We start from the raw sequence: 20,749 nt of genomic DNA, 5'->3' as shown, positions 1-20,749 counted from the left end.
TCATGGTGTAGCCTTAAACACAAAAGGGTGTAGCTATCCAAGGCAAATGGTGTAGCCTTTCTTCAAGAAAAAAAGCCAAATGGGATGCTAATATAGAAAAATCAGTTAACTGCTTTTCCTATAACTTTTTACCGCCCACAGATTGAAGACCAATGCAAAGACCAACAAGGCTCCCAACTGCGGAAACAGTTCGGCAAATCCGCCGCCACGGAGATAGATGGTACGCATCACCTCCACAAAATAGCGCAGCGGATTGATGCGGGTAATCCATTGCGCCCATTCGGGCATACTGTGGATGGGAGTGAAAAGACCGCTCATCAGGATAAGGATAAGCATGAAGAACCACATGACGAACATGGCCTGCTGCAACGTTGCCGAATGATTGGATATGACCAGCCCGAACCCCGACACCACCGGCAGAAACACCAGAGCCATGCCATAGATAGTGAGGAAATGCCCCGCCGGCAGAATGCCGTAAAGCAGCCATGCCAGCACGAAACAGATGGTGAGCACCACCAGGCCTATCAGCCAGTAAGGTATCAGCTTGGCGGCAATGAAGGTGAACTTGCGGACGGGAGTGACATTTATCTGCTCGATGGTGCCCGCCTCCTTCTCGCCCACCACATTGAGGGCGGGGAGAAAACCGCAAATCATGGTCAGCAGCATCACCATAAGGGCGGGAACCATGAAAAGCTTATAGTTCAGAGTGGGATTGTAAAGGTTTTGTGTAGCGATATCCACCCGGGGAAGCAACTTCCCGGCAAGCCCTTGCGAAGACGACTCCGAACCCAGTTCACGGGTATAGTCACTGATGATGGAAGACAAGTAGGAACCTCCCAGACTGCCCTTCGTACCGTTCACGGCATTGGCCGCCACCAGCAGACGGGGCGCCTCTCCCTTCACCCAATCCTTTTCGAAATCGCGGGGAATCTCCAGCACGACATCCGCCGAACCGGCTTCAATGGCGAGCAAAGCCTCATCGTATGTATCGGAAAGCGCTGTCAGGCGGAAATAAGTGGATACGCCGATTTTATCTACCAGACGGCGGGACAAGACGCTGTGGTCATTGTCCACTATATTCAGATTGATGTTCTTTATCTCCAGATTGGCGGCCCAGGGCATCAGTATCATAATCATGCACGGAAAAATGAAAATCAGCTTGGGCAGGAAGGAGTTGCGGAACAACTGCTTGAATTCCTTTTCAATGAGAAACTTTATCATAAGACGATATTTTAAAGATTTTAGACATAAGAACAAAAGAACAGATTTCCCGTATCCTTTTGTCCTTATGTTCTTCTGCCTGAATAATTAATATAAAATTCATATCCGCTCTTTACTCAAGCCGATGCTTGAATTTCTTGAAACTCACCGTTATCAGCAATACCGCCATCGTGGCAAGTATGCCGACCTCCATCAGCACAAGCGAAACATCCACTCCCTCAATCATCAGCTTACGCACCGCCTGGATATACCAGCGTGCAGGAAGCACAGCTGAAATGGCCTGCAAGATAACGGGCATACTCTCAATGGGGAATATCATGCCCGAAAGCAACATGGTGGGCATCATCAGCATCAGTCCGGACACCAGCATAGCGGCAACCTGCGTCCGGGTGACCGTGGAAATCAGCAGCCCCAGCGCCAGGGAGACAAAGATGAATAGCAGCGACACCACCACCAGCCAGAACAAGCTGCCCGCCACGGGAACATCGAACACATAGACCGAAAGCAGAAGAATGGTGGTCAAGTTGACAAACGACAGCACAAAATAGGGCACCGCCTTTGCCAGAATGATGAAAAGCGGTTTGACGGGAGAAACCAGCAGGACCTCCATCGTCCCCGTCTCCTTCTCGCGCACAATGGAGATGGAGGTCATCATGGCGCAAATCAGCATCAGAATAAGCCCCATGACACCCGGCACGAAGTTGTAGGCACTCTTCATCTGCGGATTGTACAGCAGCTTGAGCTGGGGTACGATGGCAGCGGCATGCACTCCCGGCGGAAGCATCTCCTGCCCGGCAGAGGAAATGATGTTTGCGGCATAGCCTGCCTGCATAGTCGCCATATTGGGGTCTGTGGCGTCGGAGACAAGCTGCACGCGCGCCTCGCCGGTATAAAGCTTGTCCGAGAAACGCTCGCTGAAAACAAGCGCCATGTCAATCTCCCCTCTTCCGAAAGAAGCCTCCATATCGGCGGGAGAATACAGGCGGCAGATGACGGTGAAGTATTCGCTTGCATCCATGCGGTCGATGATACGGCGGGTAACTACGTCATTCGACGGGTCGAGCACCGCCACACGCACGTTCTTCACCTCGGTGGTGATGGCAAAACCGAAAAGGATTATCTGCACGATGGGCATGCCCAGCAGAATCAGCATCGTGCGCCGGTCGCGGAAGATATGGAAGAACTCTTTTCGGATGAAAGATATGAATTGTTTCATTGTCTATATTTATATTTAGGCTCGGATAACGCGGATTTCACGGATTCTCAGTCGGCGGTTCGCACGGCTTGGCGAGCCAGTTGTTGGAATACATCGTCCATTGTAGTGGCATTGAACTGCCGTTTCAGCTCCCCGGGAGTGTCGAGTGCACGGATGACGCCATCTACCATGATGGAGATGCGGTCGCAATACTCTGCCTCGTCCATAAAGTGGGTGGTGACAAAGACGGTGATGCCCTCGTCGGCAGCCTGGTAAATCAGTTCCCAGAACTGGCGGCGCGTGGCGGGGTCTACCCCACCCGTAGGCTCATCCAGAAAGACAATCTTGGGACGGTGGAAGATGGAGACGGAGAAGGCCAGCTTCTGCTTCCAGCCCAGTGGAAGGCTTTTCACCAGTGTGTCACGTTCCTTTTCCAACCCGAGGCGGAGGAGCAGCTCCTCCGTTTTAGGAGCAATCTCCGCTTCGGGGATGCCGTAGATACCGGCAAAGAGGCGGATATTCTCCCACACCTTGAGGTCTTCGTAAAGGGAAAATTTCTGGCTCATGTAGCCGATGTTCTTCTTCACTTCTTCGGGTTGGGAAGCCACATCGAAGCCTGCCACGCACGCCTTGCCACCGGTGGGACGACTAAGCCCCGTAAGCATGCGCATGGCGGTGGTCTTGCCTGCCCCGTTGGCTCCCAGGAAACCGAAAATCTCGCCCCGATGGACTTGGAAGGAGATGTGGTCTACGGCGGTAAAATTGCCGAAACGCTTGGTCAACCCTTCCACTTCAATCACATTGTTTTCGTGGTTTTCCACCCGTTCGTGCTGCAAGCCCGGAGGGCAGAGGATGCCCGCAAAACGTGTCAGGATGCGGTCAAGGGTATCGACGCCTTTTATCTCCCCTTCGTTGATGAAGGCGATGCGGTCGCATTGGCGCGCTTCGTCGATGATGGGGGTGGAAGCAATGATGGTGATACCCTGCTCCTTCAGCCGGCAGAGCATTCCCCAGAATTCCTTGCGGGACACGGGGTCGACGCCCGTAGTGGGTTCGTCCAGGAAGAGGACATCCGGTTTATGGATAAGAGCACAGCTAAGGGCGAGTTTCTGCTTCATGCCGCCGGACAACGCTCCGGCGCGGCGCTTGCGGAAAGGTTCTATCTGCCGGTAAATGTCGCGCACCAAATCATAATTCTCCTCGATGGCGGTGTGGAAAACGGTGGCGAAGAAATTGAGATTCTCCTCTACCGTCAAGTCCGGATAGAGGGAGAAGCGTCCGGGCATATACCCCACCCGCCTGCGGATGGCTTTGTAGTCCTTCACCACATCCAGGCCGCAGACCGAAGCCGAGCCTCCGTCGGCAAGCAGCAAGGTGGTGAGGATGCGGAAAAGCGATGTCTTGCCCGCACCGTCCGGCCCGATGATGCCGAAAAGCTCACCGGGAGCTACTGACAGAGAGACACCCCGCAGGGCTTCCACGCTGCCGTAACGTTTGGAGATATTAGTTAAAGTTACAGCCTCCATACATTCCTATTTTCAGCATCCCGTCATTCTTCACGGCAATCTTTACGGCATAGACCAGATTGGCGCGCTCGTCTTTCGTCAAGATAGTTTTTGGAGTAAATTCGGAGGTATCGGAAATCCAGGTGACAACGCCAGGATATTCTTGGCGCACATCCTTGCCATAATCCGCATAAACCTTCACTTGCTGCCCCAGCTTGATTTCGGCAAGCTGTTCGGAGGTGATGTAGGCACGGAGGTAAATCTGCTCCATATCCGCCACTTTGAAAAGAGGGGTACCGGGAGCAGCCAGCTCTCCGGCTTCGGCATATTTGGCAAGGACGGTTCCCGTCAGCGGAGAGGTGATGTGGCATTTGCGCAGCTGGTCTTCTATCTGCGCCACCTGGATGCCGACGGAGGAACTTTGCCAAGTGAGGCTGCGGTCGCTGTTGCGCAGGGTGGAGTTCTGGGCGTCGAGCTGCTTGCGGAGGACTTCGAGAAGGGACTCGGCATCATCGAGCTGCTTCTGGTTGGCGGCACCCACACGGAGCAGGTTGGACACACGATCGCGTTCGCGCCGTGCCTGCACAATCTGTTCCTGAGTGGCGGCTACTTGTTTCAGGATATCGGGCCGCTGGCCTTCCACGGACTTGACACTGGCCTCCAACTGGAGTTTCTTCAGATAGAGTTGGACGGTATCTATAATGCCTACTTCCTGCCCGTCTTTCAGTGTCGTGCCTTCCTCGATGTCGAAACTCAGCAGTCTTCCGGACGCCTCGGCAGAAACGATGACTTCGGTAGCCTCGAACGTTCCCGTCGCATCATATTTCGGAGCACCGCCGGTGCAGGCGGCAAGGAGAAATAAAAAAGGAAATAATTTCAATGATTTCATACTATTTCAAGTTATAAATTACGGATTATAGTCACTAATTGTTCAGCGTATATTTCAGCTGCCAGATGTTCATCAGCAACTGCACCTCATGCAATGCCTTAGTCTGTCGTGCCATACTTTCGTTGGTAATCTCCCGCAGCATATCGGTCACGGTCATTGTCCCGTTCTGTACCTTGGCCTCGGCTGCACGGCGGATATTCCCACGCAGACGGATAATCTCGTCATCATCCACCATCTGGCGGCGCATGGATACAATGCCCGCATCCTGCTGCGTAGCCTGCAGGCGAATGTTGAAAAGGAACACATCCCGGCCGGTCTCTATCTGTTGGCGGGTATTGTCTATCCTGCGGCGGTCGTTCTTCAACGTATACAGACTGCCGAAATTCCAGGACATGCGCACCCCCGCCATGTAATAGGCGTTGAATTCATCTTTCAGCATATTCAACCCCGGATTGCCGTATGCCCCTTGTACAAAAAGGCCGAAACGCGGCATCAACCGGGTGTTCAAGGCTGCCTCCTGCTGGCGGAGTTGCTCTCCCTGCGCATCGTACCAACGAAGTTCGGGACGGTTGTTCATCTGCCGGTCTATGTTTTCTTCGGCAGCCGGTTTCAATAAAACCGTTTCGGAAGAGAGATCCTTGCCCGTAAAGGCAGCAAGCATGCTGAGGTATGCACGACGGGTGGTCTCCAATTCCACACGGTGCTGCCTGGTGTTCAGTTGCTCTACGCTGACTGCATCCAGGTCGCTCGGGGTGGCGATGCCATTGGCTATATAGTCGGCTACCTGCTTGTGGGTTCTGCCCAAATCTTCTTGCAAGAGGCTGTTCTGTTTCAGCTGTTCGTCCAGCAGCAGGATGCCGAAAAAGAGCTGGTTCACCCGGTCAGTCAAGGCATACATGTCTACATGCTGTTTTTCCAGTTCCACTTCCGAGGCGGCACGCGTCAATCGTTTTCTGGAACGTATATCCCCACCATCCCAGAGGGTCTGCTGCACTTCGAGCATCACCTGGTACTGGTCTTTCGAAGCAGTCTTGATGTCGAGATTAGGGATTTCGACCGGTAGCCGGGTGATGTCACTCTGGTACGTGGCCTTGCCGGATAGGGAGAACTGGGGCAAGTAACCTTTTCCGGCATTAGAGAGGTCGTACTCGCGTGCCTTTTCTATCAGTCCATATTGCCTGACCAACGGATAATTGTCCTGCGCCCGGCGCTGACACTCCTCCAACGTGAGCTGGGCATGTGCCAGCATGGCGGCAAGAGAAAGGGTAAAAAAGAAAACGGTTCGTTTCATATCCATTCTGTTTCTTGTTTATTCTACATGGTTTTGTTCTATACACATGCAAAGATAAAGGCATAATCCTATACCCTTACAATCCATTTGTGCGCAAAGATGTTCTAATAGTACGACATTTCGTAGGAAAAGGCAAATAATAGGAACACTTTATTATCTTTGCGGTGGAAATATACATTATTCATAACGGGAAAGATATGGAAAAGAACAAACCGATAAGCGTCGCATTCGAGGACATCCGCAACAATCCGGATTTTATAGAACATTCTGAATACAGATTTATAAATGATGATTTGGGAATGGTTATCAGTTTCTTTGCCATGGGCTCTAGACTATTCCGTACCGGGCAACCTTACCGTGCCAAAGAAGGGAGGATTATACGTATCATGCAGGGCAGTGGCCGGATATCTATCAATCTTATCGAATACGAAGCCACAGCCCATGATATTATTATCATTCCCGACAACTCGCTGATAGAGATACTGGAAATCAGTCCCGACTATGAATTCCAAGTCCTCATGCCTACCGCCCATTTTCTGCCTGTGATACAGAATTCCATTCTTACGGAAGCTTACACACGAAACGGGATTCTCTTTTCATGCAACAACACGGAATGGACACGCATCAGCCACTTTTTCTCTTTATTATGGGACATACTTCATTGTTCGCCTTACCGCCGCGAAACCGTACAGCACTTGATTGTCTCACTTCTCTATAACCTTAAGTATATCCACGAGCACACATGCAAGTCAACTCCGGCACGTCTTTCACGCCAGGAAGAGCTATTCCGCCGCTTCATCGCTTTGGTGAACCAACACAGTAAGCACAAACGCAGCGTCAACTTCTATGCCGACAAGCTATGCCTGACACCGCACTATCTGAGTTCGGTGATACGTGAAACAAGCGGGCAAACCGTGATGCAATGGATTAATCAAGCAGTTATCCTCGAAGCCAAAGTATTGCTGAAACACAGTAATCTACTGGTGTTTCAAATATCAGACGAACTGAACTTTCCCAATCCGTCGTTCTTCTCGAAGTTCTTCAAACGCATGACGGGGATGACACCGGCAGAATACCAGAAACAAATCTGACCTTAAAACAGCTGTACTACACGAGAATTCGGCAATCCATCGCAGGAGTCTGCTTCCAATGCCAGCAGCCCTTGTTTTGCTGCCAGTCCACCGGCATAGCCTATCAGTTGACGGTTGCTGCCCACCACACGATGGCAGGGAATGAATATGGAGAGGGCATTCGCCCCATTGGCAGCCGCTACAGCCCGTACGGCCTTCGGGTTGCCCAACTTTCGGGACAGCTCGCCGTAGGACACCGTTTTCCCGTAAGGAATATTCAGCAACTCCTGCCATACCGTTTTCTGGAAATCCGTCCCTGCCAACAGTAACGGCATGTCGAACGCCGTCCGCTTACGGGCAAAATATTCATCCAACTGAATGATTGCCGTTGAAATAACTTCCGAAGTGCCCTCCTCATAAACGGCATGCAGCGTATTCCGCATCCGCCTGCCGATTTTCTCCTTGCGCTTTTCGCTTACCCAGTCGCACAGACAAAGTTTGTCTCCTAAAGAGCCGAGCATCAACTCGCCATAAGGAGACCGATAATGCTGAATCCGAATTGTTTCCATAAACTTGCTTTTTTGTATATTTGCACTTCCGATGCTTCCGACAAAAATAGATATTTATATCCGGATGTACAAGATAGAACATATTATAATACATTCCGACCTTTTCCATTTGACAGTATCGGGGTATATTTGTAAATATATAAAAACATATGATTAAATAATATACAATGAAACAGTTCTATTGGCTTATAGTAGGCATTTCCCTACTCTCACTGGCTTCCTGCAAGGGAAAGGTCAAGATGGCAAGAGACTGCCAGACAGTGAAAATAGATACAGTTATTTCAGCAGACGAACAGACCTATCTGCAATATCCAGGCAAAGTGAAAGCAGCACAGGATATCAGCCTTGCTTTCAGAGTCAGCGGAACCATCCAGAAAATATATGTGGAGAACGGTGCACGCGTAAGTCAGGGACAACTGCTCGCCGAACTCGACCCGACAGACTATCAGGTGCAGTTGGATGCCACAGAAGCCGAATATAAACAGATAAAGGCGGATGCCAAACGGGTGATGTCACTTTACAAAGACTCCGTCACTACTTCCAGCGCCAACGACAAGGCGGTATATGGATTAAAGCAGATTGCAGCCAAATACCGGCACCACAAGGACCAGCTCAACTACACCAAGCTCTACGCCCCCTTCAACGGCTTTGTACAGAAACGTCTTTTTGAGGCGCACGAAACGATAGGCGCCGGTATGCCTGTTCTCTCCATAATCAGCAGCAGTATGCCCGAAGTGGAAATCAATCTTCCGGCAGCGGAATATATCCGGCGCGGACAGTTCCACAGCTATTACTGTTCATTCGATGTCTATCCAGGCAAGACCTACCGGCTGAAACTGATAAGCATCACTCCCAAAGCCAATGCCAACCAGCTCTATACCGTACGCCTGCAACTGCTTGCCGACAAGCAGCAGCCCGTACCCTCTCCGGGCATGAATACGATGGTTACCATCCAGTACGACGAAGAGAATTCATGCCAACTGTCCGTTCCGAGCGGCGCCGTACTGCAAATAGACGGAAAAGCGCAGGTATTTGTCTACAACCCGTCCGACAACCGGATTACCGCCCGCGAAGTGACCCTCCTTCGCCTGACAAGCAACGGTCGCAGCCTCATCAGCTCCAACCATCTGAAACCGGGCGAACTGGTCGTGTCTTCCGGAGTCCACCACATCAAAGACGGAGAAACCGTAAAACCGCTCGCCGGAACCAGCGGAACAAATATTGGAGGACTATTGTAACCACTAATCCCTAAAAAACTATGGATATAAGTAAATGGGCATTTCAGAACCGTAATCTGATATACTTCCTAGTAGCTGTCCTGCTGCTGGGAGGAGCTTATTCCAGCTATGAGATGAGCAAACTGGAAGATCCGGAAATAAAGGTGAAACTCGCCATGGTAGTGACACCCTATCCGGGAGCCTCGGCTCATCAAGTGGAACTGGAAGTGACGGATGTACTGGAAAAGAGCATCCGCAGCATGGGCCACATAGACAATGTGGAAAGCTACTCCTACAACGACCTTTCACTGATACAGATAGAGTTGACAACAACCACCCGAGACGATGAGGTGGAACAATGCTGGGACATGCTACGCCGCAAAGTGAACGATGCCCGTGCCTCACTGCCCGACGGGGCCGGTACACCTATCGTCAAAGATGATTTCGGGAATGTATATGGTATGTTCTACGCACTGACCGGTGACGGCTTGTCCGACCGGCAATTGTCCGACTATGCGGAACTCGTGAAGCGGGAAATCAGCGACATGGAAGGAATTGACCGGGTGGAACTCTACGGAAAACGCTCCGAGTGCATCAACATCTCCTTGCTGCAAGACCGCATGGCAAATTTGGGTGTGAAACCAGCTGAGGTGCTTGCCACCCTGAACGGGCAGAACAAGACCACTTACAGCGGCTATTACGACAATGGTGACCACCGCATCCGTGTAACTGTAAGCGACAAATTCAAGACTGTGGAGGACATCGGCAACATGCTTATACAAGGACATGACGACGACCAGCTCCGCATGCGCGACATCGCACAGATAGAAAAAGGATACGAAGAGCCTACCCGCAACGAAATGTTCTTCGACAGCGAACGGGCACAAGGTATCCTGATTGCCGCCTCCAGCGGAACAGACATTGTGAAAGTAGGCGCTGAAGTAGAAAAGAGGTTAGCACAGCTCAAAGAAACCCGTCTGCCTGCAGGCGTAGACTGCCATAAGGTTTTCTACCAGCCGGAACGCGTCGGCGCTTCATTGGGGACATTCATCATCAACCTGATAGAGTCTGTCATCATCGTAGTGCTCATTCTGATGGTGGCTATGGGATTCAAAAGTGGGGTCATTATCGGAATCAGTCTGGTGGTCACCGTCTTCGGTTCATTTATGTTTCTATATACGGCAGGCGGAACAATGCAGCGTGTATCACTGGCCGCATTTGTCCTCGCAATGGGTATGTTGGTAGACAATGCCATCGTCATCATTGACGGCATACTGGTAGACCTGAAAGCCGGAAAAAAACGGATGGAAGCCATGACAGCCATAGGGAGACAGACAGCCATGCCGCTGCTGGGAGCTACGCTGATAGCCATCATAGCTTTTCTGCCCATCTTCATGTCGCCCGACACGGCAGGGGTCTACACACGTGACCTTTTCATCGTCCTGGCAGTGTCTTTGCTGTTAAGCTGGGTACTGGCGTTGGTTCATGTACCACTGATGGCCAATCGGTATCTGCATCCTGCCGTCGAAACCAACGCCACAGGAGCGAGAGAATACAAAGGACGCACTTATGCTGTCTTGCGCGCCGCCCTGCGGATGGGACTGGCACACCGCTGGAGCTTTGTGTTGACAATGCTCGTCCTGCTCGGACTGTCTGCCTTCGGCTACCAGTACATGCGCCAGGGATTCTTCCCCGACATGGTTTACGACCAACTATATATGGAATATAAACTGCCCGAAGGCAATAACTCCACACAAGTGGTTCAAGACCTCCGGGAGATAGAAACATACCTGAAAACACGCAAGGAAGTGACGCACGTCACCACTTCCATAGGCGGTACACCGGGACGCTACAATCTGGTAAGGAGCATCGCCAACCCGTCTTTGGCATACGGCGAACTGATTATAGATTTCACTTCTCCCGAAGAGCTGGTAGACAACATGGACGAGATACAAAGTTACCTGACGCATCATTATCCCAATGCCTACGTCAAGATGAAGCGCTACAACCTGATGTTCAAAAAATATCCTATCGAAGTCCAGTTCATGGGACCGGACCCTGCCGTACTGCACCGGTTGGCAGACAGCGCCCGCAGTATCATGGAAAACACACCGGAGATATGCCTCATCACCACCGATTGGGAACCGCAGGTTCCGGTACTCTCCATCGAGTACGACCAAGCCGCCGCCCGTACTTTGGGGTTGAGCCGCAATGACGTAAGCTTGTCACTGCTCTCGGCCAATGGAGGTATCCCCATCGGATTCTTCTACGAAGGCATCCATCGGGACAATATCTACCTGAAATGCCTGGACGAGGAAGGACAACCGATAGAGGACCTCTCCAATACGCAAGTGTTCTCCTCGCTGCCATCGCTGAACGGACTGCTGAACGAAGAAACAATGGTAAAGCTGAAAGCCGGTACCCTCTCCAAAGAAGAGCTGGTGGAAAGTCTGATGGGCAGCACTCCACTGAAACAAATCAGCAAAAGTATCGACATACGCTGGGAAGACCCGGTAGTGCCGCGCTACAACGGACAACGGAGCCAACGCGTGCAATGCTCTCCCACACCGGGTATAGAGACGGAAAAGGCAAGGCAGGCCATCGCACGGCAGATTGAAAGGATAGAGCTTCCCGAGGGATACACACTGCAGTGGCAGGGTGAGAAAAGCGCCAGTGACCAGTCCATGAAGTATCTGTTCAAGAACTTCCCACTGGCCATCATCCTGATGATTGCCATTCTGATCATGCTGTTCAAGGATTACCGTAAACCGCTTATCATCTTCTGCTGCATTCCGATGGTTGTGGTAGGCGTGGCAGCAGTGATGCTGCTTACGGGAAAGACATTCAATTTCGTGGCAATCGTAGGGACACTGGGATTGATAGGGATGCTCATCAAGAACGGCATCGTACTGATGGATGAAATAACCTTGCAGATTAATCAGGGAGTGGAACCGATGAAAGCCTTGATAGACAGTTCACAGAGTCGTTTGCGCCCGGTATCTATGGCGGCGCTGACTACAATTCTGGGCATGATACCGTTACTGCCCGATGCCATGTTCGGCTCGCTGGCAGCTTCCATTATGGGCGGGCTGACATTCGGCACACTGATAACGTTGCTGTTCATACCGGTACTGTATGCGTTGTTTTTCCATATTAATACACAAGACTGACAAGGAGACAAGGGAAAAAAAGACGGCACATTTTTTCTTCTCTCCCTTGTCCTTCTGTTTTTCTGTCCGAAAAATATTTATCATTTATATTCCGCCCACGACTTGATGGTCAAATCATCCGGCGTCATCGTGCAGAATGCATTGATGAACGCACTTGCCAGACGGGCATTCGTTATCAAAGGAATATTGAGGTCGATGGCGGCACGGCGTATCTTGTAGCCGTTATCCAACTCGCCTGCGGTGAGGTTCTTCGGAATATTGACCACCATGTCTATCTCCTTGCGGTGCAGCATGTCAAGTGCCTGCGGCTGGCGTTCGGGTTCGCTGGGCCAGTAGACGCGCGTATTCTCCACACCGTTCTCCGTAAGGAAGTTGCTGGAACCACCCGTGGCAAATATCTTATACCCCTTCTTCTGAAGCATACGCGCGGCAGAAAGCATGTCCACTTTCTGCTTCGGAGTACCGGTAGAAAGCAGGATGTTCTTCTCCGGAATGCGGTAGCCCACGGAGAGCATCGCCTTGAGAATGGCGCAGGAAGTATCGCTGCCGATGCAACCCACCTCGCCCGTGCTTGCCATATCCACACCCAGTACCGGGTCGGCCTTCTGCAGACGGTTGAAGGAGAACTGGCTCGCCTTGATGCCTACATAATCCAAATCGAACAGATTCTTGTCCGGCTTCTGTACCGGAATGCCGAGCATCACCTTCGTGGCAAGTTCAATAAGGTTTATCTTCAGCACCTTGCTGACAAACGGAAACGAACGGCTGGCGCGGAGGTTGCACTCAATCACCTTGATGTCGTTCTCGCGTGCCAGATACTGGATATTGAACGGACCGGAGATGTTCAGCTCACGGGCAATCTCGCGGCTGATGCGCTTGATGCGGCGCACCGTCTCCACATACAACTTTTGTGGCGGGAACTGGATAGTGGCGTCACCGGAATGCACTCCGGCAAACTCGATATGCTCACTGATGGCGTACGCGATAATCTCTCCATCTTGCGCCACAGCATCCATCTCCACCTCCTTGGCATGCTCAATGAACTGGCTCACCACTACGGGATGTTTCTTGCTGACATTCGCCGCCAGCTTCAGGAAGCGTTCCAGCTCCTCCCGGTTGGAACAGACGTTCATCGCAGCGCCGGACAATACGTAGGAAGGACGGACCAATACCGGGAAGCCCACCTTATCCACAAAGGCGTTGATGTCCTCCAGGGAGGTCAGCGCCCGCCATTCGGGTTGGTCTACACCAATGCGGTCGAGCATGGCGGAGAACTTGTCACGGTCTTCGGCATTGTCGATGCTCCTGGCGCTTGTGCCGAGAATAGGTACCTTCTGCGCATCGAGGCGCAGGGCAAGGTTATTCGGTATCTGACCACCGGTAGAGACAATCACCCCGTGGGGATTCTCCAGTTCGAGAATATCCATCACACGCTCGAAGGTGAGCTCGTCGAAGTAAAGACGGTCGCACATGTCATAGTCCGTAGACACGGTTTCGGGGTTGTAGTTTATCATGACACTGCGGTAGCCTTCCTGACGGATGGTGTTCAGGGCCTGCACGCCGCACCAGTCGAACTCTACGGAAGAACCGATGCGGTAGGCGCCGGAGCCCAATACGACAATGGACTTGCGGTCGCCGAGGTAACGGACATCATTTGCCGTGCCGCTATACGTCAGGTAGAGATAGTTGGTCTGTGCGGGATATTCGGCGGCAAGGGTATCTATCTGCTTCACTACGGGCAGAATGCCTGCACTCTTGCGGAAATTGCGGACGGCAAGGATGGCTTCTTCGCCGTCCATTGCTTGTTCCAAGCCGAGGGCACGGGCTATCTGAAAATCAGAGAAGCCTTGTACTTTAGCTTTACGCAATAAGTCCACGGGAATCATTGGCAACTCTCCATCAGCCATAAAAGAGTGCAGTTCCCTGCTGGTATCCATGATGTTCATCAGCTTCTCCAGGAACCAACGGTCTATCTTGGTCAATGCGTGCACCTGATCCACCGTATACCCGGCACGGAAGGCTTTGGAGATGACAAAGATACGTTTGTCGGTAGGTTCGCGCAGAGCCTTGTCCAAATCGGCAATCACCAGTTCCTTGTTCTCCACAAAGCCGTGCATGCCCTGGCCTATCATGCGAAGCCCCTTCTGGATGGCTTCTTCGAAAGTACGGCCGATAGCCATCACCTCTCCTACCGACTTCATGCTCGAACCCAGCTCTTTGTCCACTCCATGGAACTTGCCCAAATCCCAACGCGGTATCTTGCAGACCACATAGTCCAGGGCGGGTTCGAAGAAAGCGCTTGTGGTCTTCGTTACAGAGTTGTTCAAGTCGAACAAGCCATAGCCCAAGCCGAGTTTTGCCGCTACAAAGGCAAGCGGATAACCCGTTGCTTTAGAGGCCAATGCAGACGAACGGCTCAAGCGTGCATTCACCTCGATTACCCGGTAGTCCTCGCTCATCGGGTCATAGGCATACTGCACGTTACACTCTCCCACAATACCGATGTGACGGATAATGCGGATAGCGAGTTCACGCAATTTATGATAGTCCGTATTGCTCAACGTCTGTGACGGGGCAATAACGATGGACTCGCCCGTATGGATGCCCAGGGGGTCGAAGTTCTCCATGTTACAGACCGTGATGCAGTTGTCGAAGCGGTCGCGCACCACCTCGTATTCCACTTCCTTCCATCCCTTCAGCGATTTTTCCACCAACACCTGCGGGGAGAAGGAGAAGGCTTTCTCTACCAGCACATTCAGCTCTTCTTCATTGTCGCAGAAGCCCGAACCCAGTCCGCCAAGCGCGTATGCGGCACGGACAATGACCGGATATCCCAGTTCCCGGGCTGCGCGACGGGCATCTGCCGCATTCTCCACAGCTTCGCTCTTGATGGTCTTTACATCAATCTCATTCAGTTTCTGCACAAAGATTTCACGGTCCTCCGTGTCAATGATAGCCTGTACGGGAGTGCCGAGAACCGTCACGCCGTACTTCTCGAAAATCTTGTCCTTGTAGAGGGAAACACCGCAGTTCAGTGCCGTCTGTCCGCCAAAAGCAAGCATGATTCCGTCTGGGCGCTCCTTCTCTATCACCTTCTCCACGAAGTAAGGAGTGACGGGCAGGAAGTAAATCTGGTCGGCAACGCCCTCCGAGGTCTGTACCGTGGCAATGTTCGGATTGATGAGAACCGTGTAGATACCTTCCTCCTTCAATGCCTTGAGCGCCTGCGAACCGGAGTAGTCAAACTCTCCTGCCTCACCGATTTTCAGTGCACCGGAGCCAAGCAGCAGGACTTTCTTTATATTGTTTTCTTTCATTTGCATATCTGTTTATTAAAAATGTAATAGTAGTAATAAAACCTTATCTTTCTCTTACCTTACACAATCAGTCACTAATTGAATGACATTCAGTATAGGACTGAAAGGTATTCACTCTGGGACTGAATGACATTCAGTATGGGACTCATTACACCGTCTTTTACATACTGATTATCAATAGATTACGAACATAACCATTCTTGATAAAATTCTCTTACTAAAGCAACTTCACAAAGTCATCAAAAAGAAACTCCGTATCCGTCGGCCCGCTGGCAGCTTCGGGATGAAACTGTGCAGAGAACCAGGGATTGCATTTGTGGCGGATTCCTTCATTAGAACCATCGTTCATATTGATGAAAAGCGGTTCCCAGTCTTCTGTCAGCGTGTTGTTGTCTACAGCATACCCATGATTCTGTGAGGTGATGAAGCAACGTTCCGTACCCACCATGCGCACCGGTTGGTTATGGCTGCGGTGGCCGTATTTCAATTTGTATATCTTGGCGCCCCCAGCTTTGGAAAGCAACTGGTTTCCCATACATATGCCGAAGATGGGCAGTTTCTCGTTCTGCATTGCCTTGCGGATATGCTGCACGGCAGCATCGCAGGTATCAGGGTCACCGGGACCGTTGGAGATGAACAACCCGTCGAACTCCATTCCAGTATAATCATAGTCCCAAGGAACGCGAATCACTTCCACGTCACGTTTCAGCAGGCAGCGGATGATGTTATGCTTGACGCCGCAATCCACAAGAAGCACTTTCTTCTTACCAGTTCCTTCGTTGTAACGGATAACCTCCTTGCAGCTGACTTTATCCACATAATTCACATCGGCATAAGAAGCCTCAGGCATTTCATCCGATTCATCATCAAAGGCGATACGTCCCATCATCACCCCATGCTCGCGAAGCACCTTTGTCAGTTCGCGGGTATCGATGCCCGTGATGCCCAGAATCTGTTCGCGTTTCAGCCAGTCGCCAAGGCTTTCTATGGCATTCCAATGGCTATAATTTTCACTATAATCGCTTACAATAATGGCTTCGGCATGGATATGCTCGCTCTCCATAAAAGTGGCAAGCCCATTCGGTTCGAGAGTAAAAGGCGGCACACCGTAATTGCCCACCAACGGATAGGTGAGCGTCATCAGCTGTCCGGCATACGAAGGGTCGGTCAAGCTTTCGGGATAACCCGTCATGGCTGTATTGAAGACCACCTCTCCCGCTACCGGTTTTTCAAAGCCGAACGACTTGCCGTGGAAGCGGCTCCCGTCGTCGAGGATTAGAGTTACATTTCTCATTGATTCAATTAAAATTGATAAACTTGTTCTATATAATCAATAAATGCCTTATTCAGCAGCTTCACACCGCCCGGCGTAGGATAATCGCCGCTGAAGTACCAGTCACCCGGATGCTTGGGGCAGGCCTCATGCAGCCCCTCGAGAGGCTGGTAGACGATCTGCACTTTGGCTTTCGTTCCTTTCGGAGTGAGAAGCTCCACCATCTTGGCAGAGATTTCCTCGTCAGTGAAAGGAGCATAAATCTCCTTCACGTAATTCACCATCTGTTCTTTGGGCAGGCCTACCTGCTCCTTGGACTTGCGGTAGGCGGCGGCAATTACATCGCGCATCTCACGCTCCTTCAGCAGTTCCACAGCAGCTTTGAAGGCGATGAATTCACTCATCTTAGCCATATCGATGCCATAGTAGTCGGGATAGCGCACCTGCGGTGAAGAGCTTACAATGACTATCTTCTTCGGCCCCAGACGGTCAAGGATACCAATGATGCTCTGCTTCAGGGTGGTTCCGCGCACTATCGAGTCGTCGATGATGACCAGATTATCCACTCCCGGAACAAGGCTTCCGTAAGTGATGTCGTACACATGGGCGGCAAGGTCGTTCCGGCTGTTTCCTTCGGCAATGAAGGTACGCAGCTTGATGTCCTTGATTGCCACTTTCTCGCTCCGTATGCGCCGCGACAAGATATGCTCCAGCTCGTCGTGGCTGGGACTATGCCCCAAGGCGGCAATCTGCTGCACCTTCTCCTCGTTGAGGTAGTCGTCCAGTCCCTGCAACATGCCGTAGAAGGCGACTTCCGCCGTATTGGGTATGAAGGAGAAGACAGTATGGTCCACATCGTTGTCAATGGCTTTCAATATGTTGGGTACAAGTTTCTCACCCAATAGTTTACGTTCCCGGTAAATGTCCACATCACTGCCCCGGCTGAAGTAGATGCGCTCGAAGGAACAAGGCTTCACCTCGCGCGGCTTATTGATTTGCACGGTGCGCACCTTGCCGGCCTTGTTGATAAACATGGCTTGTCCGGGTTGCAGCTCCCTGATGGAGCCGGCAGGGACATTAAGGGCTGTCTGTATCACGGGACGTTCACTGGCAAGCACCGCTATTTCGTCGTCTTGATACCAGAAGGCTGTACGGATGCCCCACGGGTCGCGTACGGCAAAAGTCTCTCCGCTTCCGGTAAGTCCGCACATCACGTATCCCCCGTCCCACTCCTTACTCGAAGTGCGTAGCACGTTGGCAAGGTCGATGTGGTCTTCTATATAATGGGTGATGTCCATACCTGCCAGCCCTTCCGCTTCGGCAAGGTTGAAGAGGCGCTCCACTTCGCGATCAAGGCGGTGTCCCAACTGCTCCAGCATGATGTAGGTATCGGCATATTTGCGCGGATGCTGACCGATGGCGGTAATGCGTGCAAAGATTTCATCCACATTCGTCATGTTGAAGTTGCCGCAAAGGGCAAGGTTCTTGGCACGCCAGTTGTTTCTCCGGAGGAACGGGTGCACGTACGAGATGCCGGACTTTCCGGTAGTGGAGTAACGCAGGTGTCCCATATAGACCTCCCCTGCAAAGGGCAGCACACGCTTGGCATATTCCGCATCGTGCAGCTGTTCCTTGGCCAAGTCCTTGAAGTTGCCCTGCACCGTACCGAAAATTTCGGTAATGGCGCCCGAACCGAGCGCACGTTCACGGAACATATATTCCTCACCGGGATTGGCTTCCAGTTTCACGCAGGCCAGTCCGGCACCTTCCTGCCCACGGTTGTGTTGTTTCTCCATCAGGAGATAGAGCTTGTTGAGTCCGTACATCCATGTTCCGTACTTCTCTTCATAGTACTCCAAAGGTTTCAGCAGGCGTATCATGGCGACGCCGCATTCATGCTTCAGTTGTTCCATCTATTTATTTACTATTTACCATTTACAATGTACAATTTTAAGTGTGCAATTTTCTTTTCCTTATTATAGCATACAATTACCATTTACATTTACCCCTCCCAAGCGCAGCCCCATTGTACATTGTAAATGGTAAATTGTACATGTCCTCATTCTACAGTCACCGACTTAGCAAGGTTCCTCGGCTGGTCCACATCCATTCCCTTGCACACGGCAATGTGATAGGCAAGCAGTTGCAAAGGTACCGTAGTTATTAACGGATCAAGGCACTCCATTGTTTCGGGAAGCTCGATACAAGTGTCGGCTATTTTACTGATGACCGTATCTCCCTTTGTCACAATGGCGATAACCCTGCCTTTACGCGCCTTTATTTCCTGGATATTGCTCAGCACCTTTTCATAAAGCCCATTCCGGGTGGCAATGACCACTACCGGCATTTCGGCATCCACCAGAGCAATGGGGCCGTGCTTCATTTCGGCGGCAGGATAGCCTTCGGCATGGATATACGAAATCTCCTTCAACTTCAAGGCGCCTTCCAAGGCTACGGGATAACTGTATCCGCGTCCCAGATAGATAAAGTTGTGTGCATAGGTGAATATCTTGGAAAGTTCCGCTATGCGGTCGTTCAATTTCAAGACCTCTTCCATCTTGTCGGGAATATGCCCCAGCTCCTTGACAATTGCCAGGTATTGCCCTTCGTCCATCGTCTTTTTCTCTTTGGCAAGTGTCAGGGCCAGCATGGTAAGCACCGTTACCTGCCCCGTGAAGGCTTTGGTGGATGCCACCCCTATTTCCGGTCCCACGTGGATATAGGAACCCGTGTGCGTGGCACGGGGAATGCTGGAACCGACGGCATTGCAGATGCCGTATATAAATGCCCCACAGCTTTTGGCAAGCTCCACGGCGGCCAGCGTATCGGCCGTTTCTCCGCTTTGCGAGATGGCAATCACCACATCGTTGCTGTCAATCACCGGGTCGCGGTAACGGAACTCACTGGCATACTCCACCTCTACCGGAATACGGCAGAAGCTTTCAATCAAATGCTTGCCGATGAGGGCGGCATGCCATGACGTACCGCATGCCACGATGACGAAGCGTTTGGCCGCCAGCAGACGTTTCTTATAATCAATCACTGCAGAAAGAACCACGTTCGTACCCTCCACATTGATACGCCCGCGCATGCAGTCGTGAATGCAGCCGGGCTGTTCGAAGATTTCCTTCAGCATGAAGTGCGGATAGCCTCCCTTCTCCAGCTGGCCGAGATTGAGCGCTACCGTCTTTACCTCGTGCGGGCATTCCACATTCTTCAGGTTAACAACCTTCAACTTCTCTCCCCGGCAGATGAGGGCAATCTCTTCGTCTTCCAGATACACCACCTTATCTGTGTATTCCACAATCGGCGTGGCATCCGAAGCCAGGAAAAACTCTCCTTCACCGATGCCCACCACCAGCGGACTGCTCTTGCGTGCAGCGATTATCCCATCCGGATTGTCCTTGTCGAGCACCGCAATGGCATACGCCCCAATCACTTCCTGCAAGGCAAGTTGCACCGCCGTCAGTAAGTCAATATGGTTTGTCACCTGAATGTATTCAATGAGCTGTACAAGCACCTCGGTATCAGTGCTGCTTTTAAATACATAACCTTTGGCTTGAAGTTTTTCTTTAAGGACGGCGTAGTTTTCAATAATGCCGTTATGGATGAGGGCGAGGCGTTCGGAAGAGGAATAATGGGGATGGGCATTGACGGAACAAGGTTCTCCATGAGTGGCCCAACGTGTATGTGCAATACCAATGTTACCGGAAATATCTTTTTGAGCAACGAAAGTTTCAAGTTCCGAAACCTTACCTTTCGCTTTGTACACGTTCAACTGTCGGTTATCACTGATTAATGCTACCCCTGCACTATCATATCCACGGTACTCCAACCGCTTCAGACCCTTGATAAGAATGGGGTAGGCTTTCCTTTGACCTATATAGCCTACTATTCCACACATAATGTATCAGTATTTGATTTTGCGCTGCAAATATACATATTCTTAAGAACATAAAGTTAATCTTTCCAGTATTTATTTATCAAAAGAATAGAAAAAAGTTGTTTTTATATCAAAAAGTTAAAGAAAGT

General features: G+C 51.2%; 13 protein-coding genes. 3 read left to right on the top strand and 10 right to left on the bottom strand.

Annotation, left to right across the window (positions count from 1 at the left end; all coding sequences use genetic code 11):
* Positions 1-105: 105 nt before the first annotated feature.
* The 5 genes from DWY57_RS07685 to DWY57_RS07665 all read right to left on the bottom strand — a co-directional run bounded on the left by DWY57_RS07685 (position 106) and on the right by DWY57_RS07665 (position 6,107).
* A complete protein-coding gene (locus tag DWY57_RS07685; RefSeq protein ID WP_119961535.1) occupies positions 106-1,221 on the bottom strand; it encodes an ABC transporter permease in 1,116 nt (371 codons plus the stop codon).
* Positions 1,222-1,333: 112 nt separating this feature from the next.
* Entirely contained in the window at positions 1,334-2,437 is a 1,104-nt protein-coding gene (locus tag DWY57_RS07680; protein WP_119961534.1) for an ABC transporter permease, read from the bottom strand.
* Positions 2,438-2,484: 47 nt separating this feature from the next.
* Positions 2,485-3,942, bottom strand: a complete 1,458-nt coding sequence (locus DWY57_RS07675) for an ATP-binding cassette domain-containing protein (protein ID WP_119961533.1) — start codon at positions 3,940-3,942, stop codon at positions 2,485-2,487.
* Positions 3,920-4,810 (bottom strand): HlyD family efflux transporter periplasmic adaptor subunit, encoded by an 891-nt coding sequence (locus tag DWY57_RS07670; RefSeq protein ID WP_117600895.1) that lies wholly within the window; start codon positions 4,808-4,810, stop codon positions 3,920-3,922. Before DWY57_RS07670 ends, DWY57_RS07675 begins: the two co-directional genes overlap by 23 nt.
* A 34-nt stretch (positions 4,811-4,844) precedes the next feature.
* The gene (locus DWY57_RS07665) at positions 4,845-6,107 is read right to left on the bottom strand and encodes a TolC family protein (RefSeq protein ID WP_117964531.1); all 1,263 of its coding nucleotides are present in this window, start codon (positions 6,105-6,107) and stop codon (positions 4,845-4,847) included.
* A gap of 191 nt (positions 6,108-6,298) precedes the next feature.
* On the opposite strand from DWY57_RS07665, the gene DWY57_RS07660 reads away from it, so the two are divergent.
* Complete coding sequence (locus DWY57_RS07660; RefSeq protein ID WP_119961590.1) at positions 6,299-7,192, top strand: helix-turn-helix transcriptional regulator; 894 nt, start codon at positions 6,299-6,301, stop codon at positions 7,190-7,192.
* A 2-nt stretch (positions 7,193-7,194) separates the two neighbouring features.
* Here the strand turns inward: DWY57_RS07660 and DWY57_RS07655 are convergent, their stop codons facing one another.
* Positions 7,195-7,740, bottom strand: coding sequence for a methylated-DNA--[protein]-cysteine S-methyltransferase (locus DWY57_RS07655; RefSeq protein WP_117600898.1), 546 nt, complete (start codon positions 7,738-7,740; stop codon positions 7,195-7,197).
* Between the two features lie 167 nt (positions 7,741-7,907).
* Between DWY57_RS07655 and DWY57_RS07650 the strand changes: the two genes are divergently transcribed.
* Together DWY57_RS07650 and DWY57_RS07645 are read left to right on the top strand one after the other, a co-directional pair.
* A complete protein-coding gene (locus tag DWY57_RS07650) occupies positions 7,908-8,978 on the top strand; it encodes an efflux RND transporter periplasmic adaptor subunit (RefSeq protein ID WP_117600899.1) in 1,071 nt (356 codons plus the stop codon).
* Positions 8,979-8,998: 20 nt separating this feature from the next.
* Complete coding sequence (locus DWY57_RS07645; protein WP_119961532.1) at positions 8,999-12,127, top strand: efflux RND transporter permease subunit; 3,129 nt, start codon at positions 8,999-9,001, stop codon at positions 12,125-12,127.
* A gap of 80 nt (positions 12,128-12,207) precedes the next feature.
* On the opposite strand, the gene carB is transcribed toward DWY57_RS07645, so the two are convergent.
* From carB to glmS, 4 genes are all read right to left on the bottom strand, one after another.
* On the bottom strand, positions 12,208-15,444 hold the full coding sequence (carB, locus tag DWY57_RS07640; RefSeq protein WP_117600901.1) for a carbamoyl-phosphate synthase (glutamine-hydrolyzing) large subunit: 3,237 nt from the start codon (positions 15,442-15,444) through the stop codon (positions 12,208-12,210).
* Between the two features lie 217 nt (positions 15,445-15,661).
* On the bottom strand, positions 15,662-16,738 hold the full coding sequence (gene carA, locus DWY57_RS07635; RefSeq protein WP_119961531.1) for a glutamine-hydrolyzing carbamoyl-phosphate synthase small subunit: 1,077 nt from the start codon (positions 16,736-16,738) through the stop codon (positions 15,662-15,664).
* An 8-nt stretch (positions 16,739-16,746) separates the two neighbouring features.
* On the bottom strand, positions 16,747-18,630 hold the full coding sequence (locus tag DWY57_RS07630; protein WP_119961530.1) for an amidophosphoribosyltransferase: 1,884 nt from the start codon (positions 18,628-18,630) through the stop codon (positions 16,747-16,749).
* Between the two features lie 146 nt (positions 18,631-18,776).
* Positions 18,777-20,621 (bottom strand): glutamine--fructose-6-phosphate transaminase (isomerizing), encoded by a 1,845-nt coding sequence (glmS, locus tag DWY57_RS07625; RefSeq protein ID WP_119961529.1) that lies wholly within the window; start codon positions 20,619-20,621, stop codon positions 18,777-18,779.
* Positions 20,622-20,749 lie beyond the last annotated feature (128 nt).

The organism is Bacteroides sp. AF25-5LB, from assembly GCF_003602965.1.
Taxonomy (GTDB): Bacteria; Bacteroidota; Bacteroidia; order Bacteroidales; family Bacteroidaceae; genus Bacteroides; species Bacteroides uniformis.
Note: the sequence above shows the minus strand (reverse complement) of the source record. Positions and strands in the feature narration are given on the sequence as shown.

Bases quoted from the DNA above. Each gene is read 5' to 3' on its own strand.
- carB (WP_117600901.1), bottom strand. From the start codon at position 15,444: ATGAAAGAAAACAATATAAAGAAAGTCCTGCTGCTTGGCTCCGGTGCA.
- DWY57_RS07665 (WP_117964531.1), bottom strand. From the start codon at position 6,107: ATGGATATGAAACGAACCGTTTTCTTTTTTACCCTTTCTCTTGCCGCC.
- DWY57_RS07650 (WP_117600899.1), top strand. From the start codon at position 7,908: ATGAAACAGTTCTATTGGCTTATAGTAGGCATTTCCCTACTCTCACTG.
- DWY57_RS07655 (WP_117600898.1), bottom strand. From the start codon at position 7,740: ATGGAAACAATTCGGATTCAGCATTATCGGTCTCCTTATGGCGAGTTG.
- DWY57_RS07675 (WP_119961533.1), bottom strand. From the start codon at position 3,942: ATGGAGGCTGTAACTTTAACTAATATCTCCAAACGTTACGGCAGCGTG.
- DWY57_RS07660 (WP_119961590.1), top strand. From the start codon at position 6,299: ATGGAAAAGAACAAACCGATAAGCGTCGCATTCGAGGACATCCGCAAC.
- DWY57_RS07670 (WP_117600895.1), bottom strand. From the start codon at position 4,810: ATGAAATCATTGAAATTATTTCCTTTTTTATTTCTCCTTGCCGCCTGC.
- glmS (WP_119961529.1), bottom strand. From the start codon at position 20,621: ATGTGTGGAATAGTAGGCTATATAGGTCAAAGGAAAGCCTACCCCATT.
- DWY57_RS07645 (WP_119961532.1), top strand. From the start codon at position 8,999: ATGGATATAAGTAAATGGGCATTTCAGAACCGTAATCTGATATACTTC.
- DWY57_RS07630 (WP_119961530.1), bottom strand. From the start codon at position 18,630: ATGGAACAACTGAAGCATGAATGCGGCGTCGCCATGATACGCCTGCTG.
- DWY57_RS07680 (WP_119961534.1), bottom strand. From the start codon at position 2,437: ATGAAACAATTCATATCTTTCATCCGAAAAGAGTTCTTCCATATCTTC.
- DWY57_RS07685 (WP_119961535.1), bottom strand. From the start codon at position 1,221: ATGATAAAGTTTCTCATTGAAAAGGAATTCAAGCAGTTGTTCCGCAAC.
- carA (WP_119961531.1), bottom strand. From the start codon at position 16,738: ATGAGAAATGTAACTCTAATCCTCGACGACGGGAGCCGCTTCCACGGC.